Annotated in this window: 14 protein-coding genes; 8 read left to right on the top strand and 6 right to left on the bottom strand. The window is 52.1% G+C overall.

The window, feature by feature from the left end; genetic code table 11:
• Position 1 precedes the first annotated feature (1 nt).
• From ACPXSQ_RS17915 to ACPXSQ_RS17925, 3 genes are read left to right on the top strand one after another with little or no spacing between them, the layout of a single operon-like run.
• Complete coding sequence (locus ACPXSQ_RS17915) at positions 2–1,159, top strand: sialidase family protein (RefSeq protein WP_014598171.1); 1,158 nt, start codon at positions 2–4, stop codon at positions 1,157–1,159.
• A gap of 4 nt (positions 1,160–1,163) precedes the next feature.
• Positions 1,164–1,634 carry a YhcH/YjgK/YiaL family protein gene (locus ACPXSQ_RS17920; protein ID WP_013027811.1) on the top strand — a complete coding sequence of 157 codons (471 nt, stop codon included), beginning with the start codon at positions 1,164–1,166 and terminating at the stop codon, positions 1,632–1,634.
• 1 nt (position 1,635) lies between these two features.
• Entirely contained in the window at positions 1,636–2,316 is a 681-nt protein-coding gene (locus ACPXSQ_RS17925) for an SDR family NAD(P)-dependent oxidoreductase (protein ID WP_072139138.1), read from the top strand.
• 185 nt (positions 2,317–2,501) lie between these two features.
• Here ACPXSQ_RS17925 and ACPXSQ_RS17930 read toward each other — a convergent pair whose 3' ends face one another.
• Entirely contained in the window at positions 2,502–2,903 is a 402-nt protein-coding gene (locus ACPXSQ_RS17930) for a cupin domain-containing protein (RefSeq protein ID WP_210507831.1), read from the bottom strand.
• 248 nt (positions 2,904–3,151) lie between these two features.
• On the opposite strand from ACPXSQ_RS17930, the gene ACPXSQ_RS17935 reads away from it, so the two are divergent.
• Positions 3,152–3,949, top strand: a complete 798-nt coding sequence (locus tag ACPXSQ_RS17935) for a MetQ/NlpA family ABC transporter substrate-binding protein (protein ID WP_014333069.1) — start codon at positions 3,152–3,154, stop codon at positions 3,947–3,949.
• A gap of 56 nt (positions 3,950–4,005) precedes the next feature.
• Here ACPXSQ_RS17935 and ACPXSQ_RS17940 read toward each other — a convergent pair whose 3' ends face one another.
• Positions 4,006–4,713 (bottom strand): phage antirepressor KilAC domain-containing protein, encoded by a 708-nt coding sequence (locus tag ACPXSQ_RS17940; protein WP_014333068.1) that lies wholly within the window; start codon positions 4,711–4,713, stop codon positions 4,006–4,008.
• 435 nt (positions 4,714–5,148) lie between these two features.
• Between ACPXSQ_RS17940 and ACPXSQ_RS17945 the strand changes: the two genes are divergently transcribed.
• Both ACPXSQ_RS17945 and ACPXSQ_RS17950 read left to right on the top strand, forming a co-directional pair.
• Complete coding sequence (locus ACPXSQ_RS17945; RefSeq protein WP_013027806.1) at positions 5,149–5,583, top strand: 6,7-dimethyl-8-ribityllumazine synthase; 435 nt, start codon at positions 5,149–5,151, stop codon at positions 5,581–5,583.
• 81 nt (positions 5,584–5,664) lie between these two features.
• Positions 5,665–6,138 (top strand): DUF1348 family protein, encoded by a 474-nt coding sequence (locus ACPXSQ_RS17950; protein ID WP_014333065.1) that lies wholly within the window; start codon positions 5,665–5,667, stop codon positions 6,136–6,138.
• 226 nt (positions 6,139–6,364) lie between these two features.
• Here the strand turns inward: ACPXSQ_RS17950 and ACPXSQ_RS17955 are convergent, their stop codons facing one another.
• The 4 genes from ACPXSQ_RS17955 to budA all read right to left on the bottom strand — a co-directional run bounded on the left by ACPXSQ_RS17955 (position 6,365) and on the right by budA (position 10,302).
• On the bottom strand, positions 6,365–6,802 hold the full coding sequence (locus ACPXSQ_RS17955) for a hypothetical protein (RefSeq protein WP_014333063.1): 438 nt from the start codon (positions 6,800–6,802) through the stop codon (positions 6,365–6,367).
• 223 nt (positions 6,803–7,025) lie between these two features.
• Positions 7,026–7,799 carry a (S)-acetoin forming diacetyl reductase gene (locus ACPXSQ_RS17960; protein ID WP_029571328.1) on the bottom strand — a complete coding sequence of 258 codons (774 nt, stop codon included), beginning with the start codon at positions 7,797–7,799 and terminating at the stop codon, positions 7,026–7,028.
• 24 nt (positions 7,800–7,823) lie between these two features.
• On the bottom strand, positions 7,824–9,503 hold the full coding sequence (gene alsS / locus ACPXSQ_RS17965) for an acetolactate synthase AlsS (protein ID WP_014604595.1): 1,680 nt from the start codon (positions 9,501–9,503) through the stop codon (positions 7,824–7,826).
• Between the two features lie 16 nt (positions 9,504–9,519).
• Positions 9,520–10,302, bottom strand: coding sequence for an acetolactate decarboxylase (budA, locus tag ACPXSQ_RS17970; RefSeq protein WP_019105851.1), 783 nt, complete (start codon positions 10,300–10,302; stop codon positions 9,520–9,522).
• Between the two features lie 104 nt (positions 10,303–10,406).
• Between budA and ACPXSQ_RS17975 the strand changes: the two genes are divergently transcribed.
• Both ACPXSQ_RS17975 and ACPXSQ_RS17980 read left to right on the top strand, forming a co-directional pair.
• Complete coding sequence (locus tag ACPXSQ_RS17975; protein ID WP_013027800.1) at positions 10,407–11,300, top strand: LysR family transcriptional regulator; 894 nt, start codon at positions 10,407–10,409, stop codon at positions 11,298–11,300.
• A 530-nt stretch (positions 11,301–11,830) separates the two neighbouring features.
• Positions 11,831–13,105 (top strand): Glu/Leu/Phe/Val family dehydrogenase, encoded by a 1,275-nt coding sequence (locus ACPXSQ_RS17980; protein WP_013027799.1) that lies wholly within the window; start codon positions 11,831–11,833, stop codon positions 13,103–13,105.
• Positions 13,106–13,140: the final 35 nt, after the last annotated feature.

The following is a 13,140-nucleotide window of genomic DNA, read 5'->3' on the forward strand; positions in this document are numbered from 1 at the left end:
AATGACCGTAACCGTAATTCGTGATGGCCATCTGAAGCCATGGGAAAAAGATGGCCGAGTAATGACGGCAATGTTGCCTTCGTCATGCCCGCAAAACCACGCCGCCAATATTTTGCCACTGCAGGACGGTTCCCTGCTCTGCGTCTGGTTTGGCGGAACACAGGAAGGGATTGCCGATATCTCCGTCTGGTGCTCTCGCTTGCCGGCAGGCGCTGACACCTGGAGCGAAGCCGTCAAACTGTCTGACGATCCCACGCGGTCTGAGCAAAACCCTGTGCTGTTTCTCGCGCCCAATAATGTTCTCTGGCTATTGTGGACGGCGCAGATCTCCGGCAATCAGGATACGGCGATTGTCCGATACCGCCAGTCCAGCGATCTTGGCCAAACCTGGGGCCCGATCGATACGCTGTTAGATAAGCCAGGCACCTTTATCCGTCAGCCCATTACCGTTCTGGATAACGGTAACTGGTTACTGCCCGTGTTCTACTGCCGTACCCAGCCAGGTGAAAAATGGGTAGGTAATGATGATATCAGCGCGGTGAAAATTTCGTCTGATCAGGGCAAAAGCTGGCGAGATGTGGTCGTGCCAGACAGCCTGGGGTGTGTACACATGAATATCACCGCCTTGCAGGATGGTTCGCTGGTTGCCCTTTACCGCAGCCGCTGGGCGGATCATATCTATCTGAGCCGCTCCACCGATGGCGGAGAAACCTGGTCATCGCCCGAGGCCACTGTTTTACCTAACAACAACTCTTCTATTCAGGTGACGACGCTGCACAGCGGCGAGCTGGCGCTGGTATTTAACAATATGAGTGCGGCCGGGGCCACAGAACGTCGTGCCTCTCTATATGATGAGATCGATGACGGTGATGGCAGAAAAGAGCCGGAAACGACAGGCCGTACCGCATTCTGGGGGGCACCGCGCGCGCCCATGACCGTGGCTATTTCAGCGGATGGGGGCAAGACCTGGCCATGGCAGAAAAACCTCGATGAAGGCGATGGATACTGTATGACCAATAACTCTCAGGAAAAACGCAACCGTGAATTTTCCTATCCCAGCATCAAGCAGGATGCTGGGGGGACTTTGCATATCGCTTATACCTATTTTCGTCAGGCAATTAAATACGCGCGCGTCACGCCTGAGTGGGTGAAGGAGTAATCTGATGATTGTTGGAAACCTGAACAACCTGGCCCTGGCAGGATTACCTGAACCCTTACTGGCCCTGCTCCGTTTACCCTCATGCACGTTTGAGGCACTGGCAGCAAAAGATATCGGTAAATGGCAGCCAGAAAATGTTGCGTGGTTTTGTAATATTCAGCAGGCCACTACCGAAGATGCCGCGTTACGGCACACCGAATATCACCATCTTTGGGCGGATATTCAGGTGATGCTGGAAGGCGAAGAGATTATCAACGCCGGTACGCAGTCCGTCGCGAAGACGGATGATGAAGAGAAGAAACCCGATCTGTTCATCACCCGCCCCCGCGAATGGCCCGTGAGCATAACGCTACGCAAAGGGGACTTTGCGGTATTTCTGCCCGGTGAGCCTCATCAGGCGCTGTGCGCGGTCAACGAACCGATGACGGTCCGCAAAGCGGTGTTTAAAGTGCCAAAATCTATGTTAGGAGACTGAGATGCGTCACGCTATCGTCACGGGATACAGTTCCGGTATCGGCCAGGCCATCACCCATCATCTGCTGAATAACGGCTGGAAAGTGACGGGACTTAGCAGAACCCAGGGAGAGATGGCCTCACCGAACCTTAACTGGGTTGCCGTGGATTTAACGGATGCGGAACAGCTTAAGTCGGTTATCAGCACACTCGGTACCCCGGATGCGTTGATACATGCAGCAGGGATGATGGTGGCCGCCCCGTTAGGCGAACTTGATAGCGCTGCCGGCGCGCGCCTGTGGTCGTTGCACGTTCAGGCGGCGGAAGTCCTGGTGAACCACTTTGTGCCGATGATGCAGCCTGGCAGCAGGATTGTCATTATAGGTAGCCGCACGTCGCGAGGTGCCGCTAACCGCTCGCAGTACGCTGCAACCAAAGCGGCACTGGTTGGCATGGTTCGCTCGTGGGGAATGGAGCTGGCACCGCGTAACATCACCGTTAACGTTGTTGCGCCTGGTGCGACCGAAACCCCCATGCTCACCCGACCTGAACGTACGTCGTCGGCCCCTATGGTTCCGCCGATTGGCCGGCTCATTCAACCAGAAGAAGTCGCCTCGCTAGTGGGTTATCTACTTAGCGAACCCGCCGCAGCCATTACGGGCCAGGAACTGGTTATCTGCGGCGGCGCCTCGCTGAAAGCGTAATGAGAGTTGCATACAAACGTAAACCAGCCTTCACCGGCTGGTTTTTTTTGCGCCATGACCCTACACAGTATTCCAGATGCCAAATGCGCACCCTGAATCAGGTTTTCTGCCCCGTTCACGCGATCTGCAAAGGACTGGCTCCAGCGAGTGTTTAACCCGAAACTGTACCGGTAGGCATTCTCACGCTAGAACTCTTCAGGTTCGCCGGGAAGCGGGTCGCTCAGCTCCATCCCTTTCACCCCCGCATAGGTAATCACCAACTCAGCAGGCGTGTTCAGCGTAAAGCCGCGATGTGCGCTGTTCACCGTTTCATTTAACGCTTCGCCAGCCTGAAAGGTTTGCTGCTCACCCGTTTCTTTATCCTCAACTACAAGCGTACCTGACAGGATAAAACACGCATTCGGCATGGGATGCGTATGCCAGGGTAACGAAGAATTAGCCGGAATGGTCAGGCGCATCACGGTCAGTTCGGGTTCACCCTGCGGATAAGCGTCAATGTGTTGACCGTTCCATGCTTCACTACTTTTTAACACCTGTACGGCAACGATTTTTTTCTCTGATGATTTATCTGAATGATTCCCTGACATGGTTTCTCCTGACTCGCGTCGGCAATACTGAAATGAATAACGTGTTTAAACGTAGCCTATGATCGTGTTCGACGACGTCAATTACCCTGCCAGCGGTTAAAAACGCCAGGATAGCGCCTGATGACCATGCGGTGAATTTTTAGACAAATCATGCAGTAATGGTTATATCTTATATCGCCGCGTCAGTACGCAAGGCGGATAAATTGTATTAGGCTTTTGACATCTTTTACTGATGGGAATCGCTACTAATGAAAGGTTTATTTACGGCGCTAATCGCCAGTTCCGTATTACTGTTGTCCGCCTGCTCACCTGATAACGATCATAAAGTTAAAGTGGCGATCAACACCGGTCCCGACGAAGCTATCTGGCAGGAAGTTCAGAAAATTGCCAAAGACAAGTATCAGCTGGATGTTGAAGTGCTTAACTTCAACGATTACGTACTGCCAAACGAAGCGCTGAACAATAAAGAAGTTGATGCCAACGCCTTTCAGAGCCTCCCCTATTTGGAAGAACAGTCTAAAGAGCGTGGCTACAAATTTGCCGTTGTCGGTAAAACCTTTGTTTTCCCTATCGCTGCCTATTCTCACAAGATTAAAAACATCAGCGAACTCAAAGATGGCGATACGATTACCCTTTCTAATGAGGCCACAACGCTGGGCCGCAGTCTGTTGCTGTTGCAGGCTCAGGGCTTAATTAAGCTCAAAGACGGCGTGGGCTATTTGCCGACCTCGCTGGATATCACCGAAAACCCTAAGCATCTGAAGCTGGTTGAGGTGGATACGCCGCAGTTAACCCGTACTCTTGACGATCCAAATGTCACGCTTTCAATCATAAATACCAACTTCTCTGCCCAGGCTGGCCTGTCGGCGCGTCGCGATGGGTTGTTTATGGAAAGCGCCTCATCGCCTTACGTCAATGCGTTGGTATCACGTCAGGACAACAAAGACAGCGATAAAATCCAAAAGCTGAAGTCTGCGTTACAGTCTCCGGAAGTCGCGGCCAAAGCAGAAGAAGTTTACAAAGGTGATGCGATCAAAGGCTGGTAAAAGGCTGGCTGAAACAGGCCGCATCGTCAGCGGCCTGTTCCACGCTAGAAGTGAGGCTAAGCCGCCGCACCTTTGAGTTGAGCAGACAGATGTCCGGCCCACAGGCTGGCAATCCATCTGACACCATTGGCGGTAAAGCGAGCCTGCGAGAAAGCATGCTGATTGTCCGCCGTACCTGAATGCAGTGTAAAGTAACCCGCCTGCAGATGGTAATGCTGGGGCCTTAAGGCTCCCTTGTCACGGAACATAATATTGCGCTCCAGCAGGAACTGGCGAAAATCTGGCTCTTTGGCTTTCAGCATTTTGCACAACTGACGGAAACCCAGAGACGTTTCAACGTTGACAAAGTGGTCAAAAAAAGCGGCTTTTGGTGCCGATTCGGCCAGTTGTTTCTCTGCTGCGCGTCGCTGTTCAAACTGTTCAGCCCAGGCACGAGCGGCTTCAGCAGGGTTCGTAAAATCTGGCAGATGAACACGCTCTTCAAGGGCCTGCCAGCGATCGAGCGCATCGGCCGTAAAACCCGGCGAAAGTCGGGCGACAGCCAGCAGAGAGTCGCGTTTATTCAGGCAGAACTCCTCACGCGTCTGGCCTTCGCGCTCATAGAGATTGACTGAAAGCGGCTGAGAAAGGCGCTGCGCCGTTTCAAGACTTTTAATTAAGCGTTTAACTTCGCCGTGCGTATTGCCGGTCATTTGGGCAATTTCACGGCTTGTCATCGTAATGGCATGATCCGTTGCTTTGAAGATTTCTGTCGATATCATCATGGGCTTTACCCCCTAATCATTCCAGACAACACCCAACGGGCAGTGGAATAATTATACAATTACCTGTTTAAATATCCAGTACTATTTTTAAGCTGATACATTAATGGAAAGCGTTACGCAAAAAGCGAGCATTGGCCAGACGGATAAAACACGACAGCGCTCTGGCGGATGATCCGCGCAAGATTGGTGCCGTCCGTAACGGTGGATGGCGGTAAAAGCGGATTAAAGATAAGCACGGATTATTGACATCAGTTTATAATGTCGGCCATAAGCAAGAGACGTCATCCGGCTCCGGCGCTCAGGTAGCCAGGTGATTTAAGAAGTGCTGAGCGAATTTACTGTGCTGCTCATCAGACAGCTTTATTTTTGATTCGGAAGAATGCGATCGTTTTGCGATTTCACGTGCACCGGATGTCACGTTTACTGGAGTAAGTTATGCAACCGTTAAGAGTCGCCTTTATCAAGGCAAACTGGCACAGCGACATTGTTTCTCAAACCCTGGCTGGCTTTAATCAGGAAATGGAAAACAGCGGCACGCCTTACGAAATTAAAACCTGGGACGTGCCTGGTGCCTTTGAAATGCCTTTACTGGCGCAGCGCCTGGCGCAAACAGGTCAGTTTGACGCCATTGTTTGTGCGGCCCTGGTCGTTGATGGTGGCATTTACCGCCACGACTTCGTGGCGCAGGCTGTGGTCAGTGGACTCATGCAGGCTCAGCTGGCTACCAATGTTCCCGTGTTTTCTGTTTCACTGACGCCGCATAATTTTCAGCCTGCCGACGAATTCGTGCGTTTTTATACCGAGCATTTTGTGAAAAAAGGTAAAGAAGCGGCACGCGCCGTTTGTCAGGTTCACGCCATTTCGCTCTAAAACCTGCCCGTTTATGAATGTCATCAGCCGGCACTCCAATGCTGAAGTGTCGCTGAGTCTGCCAGCGTTTCAGGAGACCTTATGGAATCACCACGTCAGCCTCTACCCCCGTTTAACGATGTACAGGATGCGATAAAGAAAGTGCGCCTGGCAGAGGATGCCTGGAACAGCCGGGATCCCGAACGTGTTTCTCTGGCCTATTCTCCCGACAGCGCATGGCGAAATCGCGATAGGTTTATTACGGGCCGGGCCGAAATTGTGGCGTTTTTACGAGACAAATGGCAAAGGGAAGCAGAGTACCGGTTGATCAAAGAGTTGTGGAGTTTTCATTCAAATCGTATCGCCGTGCGCTTTGCCTATGAGTGGCATGACAGCCAGGCAAACTGGTTCCGTTCCTACGGCAATGAGAACTGGGAATTTGATGAGAATGGCTACATGGTGAAACGCCATGCCAGCATTAACGACGTGGCCATTACCGACAGTCAGCGACTGTTTCACTGGCCTCAGGGCCGCCGACCGGACGATCATCCCTCTCTCAGTGAACTGGGGCTATAGGCATTCATTAACAGGCGCTATGGGTGATCAAAATTGCCATCGTGCCTCATGTGTCATCAAAAGCACAACGGCTGTCGTCAAGGGCGAGATTAACGCCATAAAGCACTGAGGTCACGGGCACTACACGGCAGATCGACGTCAGCAGAGAGATAACCTGCTGCTGCCGTAACGCTATCTGAACGATCGCCAGGCAGTGAAATTCACGACCTGGCGTTAGCAGGACAGATTAGCCCTGTTCCTGCGTCTGTGCTGGCTGGGGTTCGCTCTGTTTAGGTTGTTCAACAAAGGTCGCCTTATTACGAGTCACGGTATAAGCCACTTTTTTAACGTCTTCAGGTGACGTTGTCACTTCAAGGGGATCAATAGTTACCCGCCCCAGGCCAAACAACGTGCGCACATAACCGCCGACTTCATGTTTACCCGCGGGAACATGAAGGATTTTGCTTTCACCATTGGGCAGTTCGCCTGCATCTTTACCATCTACCGTCAGATAAATATGTGAACCGTCATCCGCACGCGTAATCACGTGTGAAACATCGATCTGGGTCTGTCCGGTCGTAAAATCATCCGCTGCCGCAGCGGGGGGATTGGCGGCGGGATGCCGGGCGCATCCGGCTAATGTTGTGGCGACCGCAAGTGCGGTAAAAAGATTACGATAACGCATTATAGCTGTCTTACTCCCTGGCAAATGAACGCATTATTTTAGCCGTTTCACTGAACGATGGAAGCCCGGAAACGCTCGGTATGCTCTTAAAATTGTCAGGAAATGAGGGAAAAAGTAAGCGGCGTTATTTTTTTACAGGACGTCATGCAGGATCTCAGCCTACCTCATGCGAGGTGACAGAATACCGGGCAGTCTGGCGCCGTAGCGCCAGACATTTTTCCGGTTAGCTAAACACCATGCCGCCGTCTACCAGTAACGACTGTCCGGTGATGTAATCAGAATCCGGGCCGGCAAGAAAGGCGACACAGGCTGCGACATCTTCGGGTTCTGATAACCGACCAAGCGTGATTCTTTTCGCAAACTCCTGAGTACCATAACCCACGGGTTTGCCTGCCGCTTCGGAAATCTGCCTGTCGATCTCCGCCCACATCGGTGTTTTAACAATACCAGGACAAAAGCCATTTACGGTGATCCCCGCCGGTGCCAGATCCCGTGCGGCAGTTTGTGTCAGGCCCCGAACAGCAAACTTGCTTGAGCTGTAAACTGCCAGCTCGGGATTGCCGACATGCCCGGCCTGAGAGCAGGCGTTAATAATTTTTCCGCCATGGCCTTCAGACGCGAATGCTTTTATCGCGGCCTGCATGCCCCAGATCACGCCTTTAACATTAACGTCGTAAACCTTGTTGATGACCTCTTCGGTGATTTCATCAATGGGCGTTGAGGGCGCGACACCTGCGTTATTCACAATGACGTTAAAATCACCCAATACGCTGCGCGCTTCTTCTACGGCATGAAATACCTGATCCCGTTTTGTTACATCCACCTTGATGGCCAACGCACGGCCGCCATCATTCTTGATCTTTTCCGCAACCTGCGACGCGGTTTCAATATTATAATCAGCCACGGCCACGGCAAATCCGTCTTTTGCCAGACGTAAGGCTATCGCCTCACCAATGCCCTGACCCGCACCTGTCACAAGCGCAACCCGCATTTTCATCATCGTTTCCTTATTCCGTTGAAATTAAAGTAACTGGCTGAGGTGAAGCTGCCCCATCAGCAAGTGGTTATCGGCGTAATCCACTGGCACTGCCACAACAGCAGGCCCCTGAACATCCATCGCTTTGCGCAGCGTGGGTTCCAGTTCGGAGGCACTGTTCACCGCGAATCCCGCCGCACCGAATGCTTCCGCATAGGCTTTAAAATCAATGGGTCCAAAGTTCACGCCTGAAACACGCTGATATTTTTTCTCTTCCTGCATCGCCACCATGTTGTAAGCATTATCGACCCAGACAATGTGCAAAATGTTGGCGTTGAGCCTGACGGCGGTTTCCAGCTCCATGCTTGACTGCAGGAAGCCGCCATCTCCTGAAACCGAGACGACTTTACGCTGTGGATCGACCAGCCAGGCACCAATCGCCCAGGGCAAGGCCACGCCCATGGTTTGCTGCCCGTTAGAAATCATGATTTGGCGTGCGCGGAAGCTGTAGAGATAGCGGGCAATCCAGATATGGAAGCTGCCCATATCAACGGTGAGGCTGACGTCGCTGTTGATAATGTCCTGCATCGCACGCACGATGCGCAGCGGATGAAGAGCAAACTGATTCAGGCTCGCGCCCTGTAATGCAAGTAACTGCCGCTGCTGCTGACGGTCCTCAAGGATACTGGCAGCCTCCTTGCTGAGCTGTAACGGCTGGCTGACCTTTTGTGCCAGTTTACGCAGCGTGGCGGCGATGTTGCCGACCAGCTCCGCATCTGGCAAATAGCGGTTATCCGTTTCCGCTGGCACAACGTCAATGTGGATTAAGGTGGCATTCCCGCTGTTCCACATGGCAGGTTCATACTCAACCGGGCTGTAGCCGATGGTAATAATCAGGTCGGCCTGTTGCAGCAGCTTGTCGCCTGCCTGATTGTTGAAAAGTCCCACGCGACCGGCAAAACGGGAAAAGTGCTCCTGGCGAACGGCACCCGCAGCCTGATACGTGCTGGTTACCGGGATATGGCTGCGGTTTAACAGATCGTGAATGGCTTCGCTATTCTCAGGCTGGCTTGCCATCAGGCCCAGCAAAATCACGGGATTTTTTGCGTGGGCGATCTCACGGCTGACCGCATCAATCATCACATCCGGTGCCGCACCCAGCGTGATGCGGCCGTGATGGCTCAGCACCTTACCCGTGACCGGCTGATCAACGATATCCTGTGGCAGGCTGACAAACGCACCGCCGCCGCGACCGTGTTCAGCGTGACGAAACGCGTTTGATACACATTCCGCCAGTGCCGACGAGTCGGTGACTTCAACCGCATATTTTGTCACCGGGCGGAACATAGATACGGTATCAAGACTCTGGTGAACCTGCTTGGCGCTGTCGGAGCGTTTGACCGCGCCCCCAATAGCTACCACCGGGTCGCCCTCACTGGTTGCGGTAGCCATACCGGTCACCAGGTTTGAGCAGCCCGGACCGGATGTGACCAGCGCCACGCCAGCGTTACCCGTCAGACGGCCTACTGCCGCGGCCATAAAGGCGGCATTCGCCTCATGCCGCACGGGGATCGTCTGAATGGAAGAATCGAGTAGGGAATCAAATACCTTATCAATTTTTGCGCCAGGGATGCCAAACACATGGCTGACGCCTTGCGCTTCAAGTTGCGCGACAACCAGGTCTGCACCGCAGTGCCAGAGTGTCGTATCAGAGAGAGTTTTCATATTTCAGGCCTCGTGATTAGCTTTCGACAGAACGGATGGCATCATCCAGATTTTCCGGCGTCAGGTTGGCATTAAGAAAGTCGGCGTTTTCTGGTAAATCGATCACCAGCTTGCTGATGGCACCAAAAGTCAGCGTGCCCTGCTCCAGCACATAATCCAGGATATGCCCACCGCCGGTTCTGTCGTCTGTGATGAAATGTTCGTGATATCCCGCGACGTTGATACCCTGCATGTACTGCGGCGTGCGGAAGCCAATAAGCTCGCCATGGCGGTGCGTGAATTCAAATATGGGCTGGTTTCCCAGAACTTCAGGCATCGATCGGTAAGGCCGGCACTGGCACGGAACGGTACGCGTCTGGACGGATGAAAAATGTCCGCTTACACGCAGTGCACAAAACTGGTTGTCGGAGGTGATTTCGCTGTCGATAAGCTGGTGCAGCGCATCGCGCTGAACCGCGCGTTCAAAAACGTGTTTATGCTGGGGTTGAAAAAAGGTCATTACCGCAAATGGCGTTTTCTGGTCAGGATCAGCAGGCCGGGCACTACCATCAGCGCGCAGCTGATACACATTGCTGTCGAACGCAATGAGTTCACCATCCAGCTGATTGAAGGTTCCCAGACCAAAGTCACCTTTGCGCAGTAAGTCAGCAATCCTGGTTTCACCGTCATAAACACCACTCAGCAGCGCACTCATCAAAGAGGTTTGATACATAACACTTTCTGGCATGTTTTTTCGCAGCTTTCGGACGGTATCTTTTAGTTGATCCTCGCAGGAACAATCAGTTACAAAATTGCTCATCGGATGCCTCGTAGGTTAACTGTTAAGCCGTGTTAACATAATGGTGACCCTGTTTGCGGACAGAATCCAATAGCAAAACCTGTAAACTTTGAGACGTTTTTAATATGGAACTGCGCCATCTACGTTATTTCGTTGCTGTCGCTCAAACGCAGCACTTTACCCGAGCGGCCGAATTGCTTGGCATTTCGCAGCCGCCACTCAGTCAGCAAATTCAGCGACTGGAGCATGAAATCGGTACGCCGCTGTTAAAACGACTGACGCGCGGTGTGGAACTGACGGATGCAGGAAAAACATTTCTGGCGGATGCGATTGAAATCATTCAACTCGCCGATCATGCGCTGGAAAAGGCGAAAGGCGTTGCCCGGGGGATCTCTGGCAAAATGTCGCTGGGCTTTGCCAGTTCGGTGGCATTTGATCCCAACGTCTTTGAGATTATTCGGCGATTTAAAGATCGCTATCCCGCCCTGGAGCTGATGACGCGGGAAGAGAACATGTCATTGCTTATTCAGGATCTCCAGGAGGGATTGCTGGACGCGGCATTTCTTCGTCTTCCCTGCGAAAGCAGTAAATCGTTTAATTTGCGCGTCATTTCTACCGAACGGATGCTGCTGGCTTTACCTGCTGCGCATCCTCTGCAACAAAAATCCAGCATCGCGCTGAGCGAACTGGTGCAGGAAACCTTAATTATTTTTCCGCGAGACGTTTCACCCAGCCTGTATGAGCTTATTGTCAGTGCCTGTTTGCGCGCGGGTTTCTCCTCATCGTCTTTTCAGCAGGCTCCGCAAATCAGTTCTTCTCTAGGTATGGTCGGCGCAGGTTGCGGTATAGCCCTTATACCGGAATCGATGGTTTGCGTGCAGAATCCGCAGATTTGCTTCCGGGAAATCGCTAACAATACGCTTTTTACCGATGTGGCTTTTGCCTGGCGGCGGAATAATGCGTCTAAAGCGGTTAACCATCTGTTGTCGCTGATTTCAGAAGGTCAAAGCGTAAACTGATGCACTGCTGTTCGCAGCATTTTTCATCCGCTCACGGCCGTCTTCCTTATTCAGGGTAAAAATTTAGCGGTTGAGTTCCATCCAGTTTTAATAAACGCATTTTGCTGGCACATCTTATTTTCTGCTCTGCCGTCGGTGAAAAAAGCGTGAGATATTGTCCGTTAGCCTCTTCGCATAAGTGAAAGTAACCTTCGCATTACTTTTATTTATGCACCCTGGCGGTGCAACAAAGTCAATATCCTTTGAAACAATTCATTAACTTTTTGACCCCCTTCAAAGAACTGATAAATCATAAAATTTTTGGTTTATGCACTAACAATGCCTTATTTATGCACGAAACAGCCGCATCCGGGGCAGATAAGTCGAAATATTATTCACTCTTATTCACCGTTAATCGAAATAGCATGGGGATAATGACCGCCTGGTCGACATCATATTTTCTCTGGTAATGATAAATTATGTCGGCGCGCTTAAACGCGCGTCATTCCACGGCTCAACACAATAAATAACTTCGATAAGAAAGGTTTTGTATGGATAAGTTATCTTACGCGTCTGACAGTAGTACTTCAGCCTGGTCCACCTACCTACAACAAATCGATCGCGTTGCGCCTTACCTGGGCGACCTTACGCGCTGGATTGATACTTTACGTCATCCTAAGCGTGCATTAATTGTTGATATTCCTCTGCAAATGGATGACGGCTCCATTCGTCATTTTGAGGGTTATCGTGTTCAGCACAACCTTTCACGCGGTCCGGGTAAAGGCGGGATCCGCTATCATCCCGATGTCGATTTAAATGAGGTCATGGCCCTTTCAGCCTGGATGACCATCAAGTGTGCCGCTGTCAATCTGCCCTACGGCGGGGCAAAAGGTGGGATTCGTGTCGATCCTTTTAAACTGTCTGAAGGCGAACTCGAACGTCTGACGCGCCGCTATACCAGCGAGATCGGTATCATCATTGGACCGCAAAAAGATATCCCGGCCCCCGATGTCGGCACCAATGGCAAAGTGATGGCCTGGATGATGGATACCTACTCCATGAATCTGGGCACCACGGTGACGGGTGTGGTGACAGGTAAACCTATTCACCTTGGCGGCTCCCTCGGCCGTGAAAAAGCGACCGGCCGTGGTGTGTTCGTCACTGGCCGTGAGGTTGCTGGCCGAGCCGGCATCCAGATTGAAGGCGCACGTGTCGCCGTACAGGGATTTGGTAACGTAGGCAGTGAAGCCGCCCGGTTGTTTAGTCAGGCGGGCGCGCGCGTTGTGGCGATTCAGGATCACACTGCAACGCTGTTCAACGCTGACGGCATGGATATGGATGCGTTGACACAATGGCAGACTGAAAACAAGCAGATCGCAGGCTTCCCCGGTGCACAAAACATCGAGAAAGAGCGTTTCTGGCATACGGAAATGGATATTCTGATCCCTGCCGCGCTGGAAGGACAAATCACGCGGGAGCGTGCTGAGATCCTGAGCTGTAAGCTGGTGCTCGAAGGCGCTAACGGTCCGACCTATCCGGATGCTGATGATGTTCTGGCAAACCGCGGTGTGATTGTTGTACCCGACGTGATTTGTAACGCCGGAGGTGTGACAGTCAGTTACTTCGAATGGGTGCAGGATATGGCCAGCTTCTTCTGGAGCGAAGACGAAATTAATAAACGCTCAGACAAGATCATGACGGAAGCCATGGTTCACGTATGGGAAAAAGCCAAAGAGAAAGCGTGCTCGTTGCGTACCGCAGCCTATATCGTGGCCTGCGAACGTATCCTGATGGCACGTAAAGATCGCGGTATCTATCCGGGTTAATGACTGAAAACACAACCCGCACCGTGCGGGTTGTG

This window comes from Pantoea sp. EEL5 (genome assembly GCF_049892805.1).
Lineage (GTDB): Bacteria > Pseudomonadota > Gammaproteobacteria > Enterobacterales > Enterobacteriaceae > Pantoea > Pantoea ananatis.

What these genes read in the sequence shown, in the direction of transcription:
- ACPXSQ_RS17915 (WP_014598171.1), top strand. Translation starts at nt 2, where the DNA reads ATGACCGTAACCGTAATTCGTGATGGCCATCTGAAGCCATGGGAAAAA.
- ACPXSQ_RS17920 (WP_013027811.1), top strand. Translation starts at nt 1,164, where the DNA reads ATGATTGTTGGAAACCTGAACAACCTGGCCCTGGCAGGATTACCTGAA.
- ACPXSQ_RS17925 (WP_072139138.1), top strand. Translation starts at nt 1,636, where the DNA reads ATGCGTCACGCTATCGTCACGGGATACAGTTCCGGTATCGGCCAGGCC.
- ACPXSQ_RS17930 (WP_210507831.1), bottom strand. Translation starts at nt 2,903, where the DNA reads ATGTCAGGGAATCATTCAGATAAATCATCAGAGAAAAAAATCGTTGCC.
- ACPXSQ_RS17935 (WP_014333069.1), top strand. Translation starts at nt 3,152, where the DNA reads ATGAAAGGTTTATTTACGGCGCTAATCGCCAGTTCCGTATTACTGTTG.
- ACPXSQ_RS17940 (WP_014333068.1), bottom strand. Translation starts at nt 4,713, where the DNA reads ATGATGATATCGACAGAAATCTTCAAAGCAACGGATCATGCCATTACG.
- ACPXSQ_RS17945 (WP_013027806.1), top strand. Translation starts at nt 5,149, where the DNA reads ATGCAACCGTTAAGAGTCGCCTTTATCAAGGCAAACTGGCACAGCGAC.
- ACPXSQ_RS17950 (WP_014333065.1), top strand. Translation starts at nt 5,665, where the DNA reads ATGGAATCACCACGTCAGCCTCTACCCCCGTTTAACGATGTACAGGAT.
- ACPXSQ_RS17955 (WP_014333063.1), bottom strand. Translation starts at nt 6,802, where the DNA reads ATGCGTTATCGTAATCTTTTTACCGCACTTGCGGTCGCCACAACATTA.
- ACPXSQ_RS17960 (WP_029571328.1), bottom strand. Translation starts at nt 7,799, where the DNA reads ATGAAAATGCGGGTTGCGCTTGTGACAGGTGCGGGTCAGGGCATTGGT.
- alsS (WP_014604595.1), bottom strand. Translation starts at nt 9,503, where the DNA reads ATGAAAACTCTCTCTGATACGACACTCTGGCACTGCGGTGCAGACCTG.
- budA (WP_019105851.1), bottom strand. Translation starts at nt 10,302, where the DNA reads ATGAGCAATTTTGTAACTGATTGTTCCTGCGAGGATCAACTAAAAGAT.
- ACPXSQ_RS17975 (WP_013027800.1), top strand. Translation starts at nt 10,407, where the DNA reads ATGGAACTGCGCCATCTACGTTATTTCGTTGCTGTCGCTCAAACGCAG.
- ACPXSQ_RS17980 (WP_013027799.1), top strand. Translation starts at nt 11,831, where the DNA reads ATGGATAAGTTATCTTACGCGTCTGACAGTAGTACTTCAGCCTGGTCC.